Here is a 2,852-nt window from a genome sequence, read left to right on the forward strand (position 1 = left end):
CGGTCAGGGCGGTCCTCGTCCCGCTCCCGGTCAGGGCGGACCTCGTCCGTCCCCGGGTTCGATGCCTCCGCGCCCCAACCCGGGTGCGATGCCGCAGCGTGCTGCACGTCCGGCCGCGTCCGGTCGCCCGGGTCGCCCCGGCGGAGCTCCCGGTGGACGTCCCGGCGGCGGTGGCGGCGGTTACCGCGGTGGCGGTGCCGGTGGTGGCGGCGGTGCACCTGCCGGTGCAGGCGCTCCCGGTGGTTTCCGTGGTCGCCCCGGTGGCGGCGGCGGTGGCCGCGGTCGCGGCGGTGCAGCCGGCGCGTTCGGTCGTCCCGGTGGTGCTCCGCGTCGTGGTCGCAAGTCGAAGCGGCAGAAGCGGCAGGAATACGATTCGATGCAGGCGCCGTCGGTCGGCGGCGTGCGGTTGCCGCGTGGCAACGGCGAGACCATCCGTCTCGCTCGCGGCGCGTCGCTGTCGGACTTCGCCGAGAAGATCGACGCCAACCCGTCGGCCCTGGTGCAGGCGCTGTTCAACCTCGGTGAGATGGTCACGGCCACTCAGTCGGTGAACGACGACATCCTCGAGCTGCTCGGCTCGGAGATGAACTACGTCGTGCAGGTCGTCTCGCCCGAGGACGAGGACCGCGAGCTGCTCGAGTCGTTCGACATCCAGTACGGCGAGGACGAGGGCGGCGAGGAAGACCTCCGCCAGCGTCCGCCGGTGGTCACCGTCATGGGTCACGTCGACCACGGCAAGACCCGCCTGCTCGACACGATCCGTAAGGAGAACGTCGGCGAGGGCGAAGCCGGTGGCATCACCCAGCACATCGGTGCCTACCAGGTGATGACGCACCTCAACGGTGAAGATCGCCTGATCACCTTCATCGACACCCCGGGTCACGAGGCGTTCACCGCTATGCGTGCTCGAGGTGCCAAGTCGACGGACATCGCGATCCTCGTGGTTGCCGCCGACGACGGCGTCATGCCGCAGACGGTGGAGGCGATCAACCACGCGCAGGCCGCGGACGTCCCGATCGTGGTCGCGGTGAACAAGATCGACAAGGAGGGTGCCAACCCTCAGAAGATCCGTCAGCAGCTCACCGAGTACGGGCTGGTCGCGGAGGAGTACGGCGGCGAGACCATGTTCGTCGACATCTCCGCGAAGCAGAACCTGCACATCGAACAGTTGCTCGAAGCAGTGTTGCTCACCGCCGATGCGGCACTCGATCTGCGTGCCAACCCGGACATGGAGGCGCAGGGCGTCGCCATCGAGGCGCACCTCGACCGCGGTCGCGGTCCGGTGGCCACGGTGCTCATCCAGCGCGGCACCCTGCGGGTCGGCGACTCGATCGTCGCCGGCGATGCCTACGGCCGCGTGCGCCGCATGGTCGACGAGCACGGTGAAGACGTGCTCGAGGCACTGCCGTCGCGTCCGGTCCAGGTCGTCGGCTTCACCTCGGTGCCCGGCGCCGGCGACAATCTGGTCGTCGTCGAAGAGGACCGCATCGCGCGTCAGATCGCCGACCGGCGTAATGCCCGCAAGCGCAACGCGCTTGCAGCACGCAGCCGCAAGCGCATCAGCCTCGAGGACCTCGATGCCGCGCTCAAGGAGCACAACGAGCTCAACCTCATCCTCAAGGGCGACAACTCGGGTACCGTCGAGGCCCTCGAAGAGGCGCTCATGGGTATCGAGATCGACGACGAGGTGCGCCTGCGGGTCATCGACCGCGGTGTCGGTGGCGTCACCGAGACCAACGTCAACCTCGCTGCCGCGTCGAACGCCGTGATCATCGGCTTCAACGTCCGCGCCGAGGGCAAGGCCACCGAGCTCGCGAACCGCGAGGGTGTCGACATCCGCTACTACTCGGTCATCTACCAGGCGATCGACGAGGTGGAGAAGGCCCTCAAGGGCATGCTCAAGCCGATCTACGAGGAGGTCGAGCTCGGCCGCGCCGAGATCCGCGCGATCTTCAAGTCGTCGAAGATCGGCAACATCGCGGGTTGCCTCGTGCAGTCCGGCATCGTCAAGCGCAACGCGAAGGCCCGCCTCATCCGCGACAACAACGTCGTGGCCGAGACGGTCACCATCTCGTCGCTGCGCCGTGAGAAGGACGACGTCACCGAGGTCCGCGAGGGCTTCGAGTGCGGTATGACGGTCACCTACTCCGACATCAAGGTCGGCGACGTGATCGAGGCGTACGAGTTGCGCGAGAAGCCGCGCGACTGATCCACCCGCGGCCGTGGCGGTGAACGATTCGTCGTTCGCCGCCACGGGCGTGTCGGGATGCCCGACTCGGCCGGCGCACCGTCGGCCCGGTCGGCCGTCGAGGTGCATCGGCACCGAGGCGTCGACGATGACGGGAGCAACGGATGTACCTGGGAGCACTCGAACTCGATCTGCTGCTCGGTGACGTGCATTCGCTCAAACAGAAGCGCTCGGCGATCCGCCCGGTGGTCGCCGAACTGCGCCGGCTCGGGGTGTCCGTCGCCGAAACCGGGGAACACGATCTGTACCGCCGTGCGCGGGTGGGTGTGGCGGTTGTCGCCCCCGATCTCGCGCACGTGGGGGAGATACTGGACAAGTGTGAGCGGCTGGTCGCCCAGCGGCCCGAACTCGATCTGCTGTCGGTCAGGCGCAGGTTGTTCGGGCCCGAGGACTGATCCCGGCCGCACGACGGGCCGCCGGCCGGCGGCCACAGAAGGGAACGAACGACATGGCCGATCCAGCACGGGCCCGCCGCCTCGCGAAGCGCATCGCCACCATCGTGGCCACCGCCATCGATCTCGAGATCAAGGATCCGCGGCTCGAGTTCGTGACGATCACCGACGCGAAGGTCACCGCGGATCTGCACGACGCCACCGTGTACTAC

The 2,852-nt window shown here is 68.3% G+C and carries 3 protein-coding genes; all 3 read left to right on the plus strand.

Annotation, left to right across the window (positions count from 1 at the left end; translation table 11 throughout):
- The coding region (infB, locus tag R1101_RS0120405) for a translation initiation factor IF-2 (RefSeq protein WP_026003520.1) at positions 1–2,209 on the plus strand (2,209 nt) is incomplete at its 5' end.
- A 143-nt stretch (positions 2,210–2,352) separates the two neighbouring features.
- Positions 2,353–2,643 (plus strand): DUF503 domain-containing protein, encoded by a 291-nt coding sequence (locus R1101_RS0120410; protein ID WP_016935147.1) that lies wholly within the window; start codon positions 2,353–2,355, stop codon positions 2,641–2,643.
- Positions 2,644–2,696: 53 nt separating this feature from the next.
- Positions 2,697–2,852: ribosome-binding factor A (locus tag R1101_RS27760; RefSeq protein WP_016935148.1), on the plus strand; the 156-nt coding region annotated here is incomplete at its 3' end.

Origin of the sequence: Rhodococcus sp. R1101 (assembly GCF_000278445.1) — a bacterium.
Lineage (GTDB): Bacteria > Actinomycetota > Actinomycetes > Mycobacteriales > Mycobacteriaceae > Rhodococcus > Rhodococcus gordoniae.

What these genes read in the sequence shown, in the direction of transcription:
- R1101_RS0120410 (WP_016935147.1), top strand. Translation starts at nt 2,353, where the DNA reads ATGTACCTGGGAGCACTCGAACTCGATCTGCTGCTCGGTGACGTGCAT.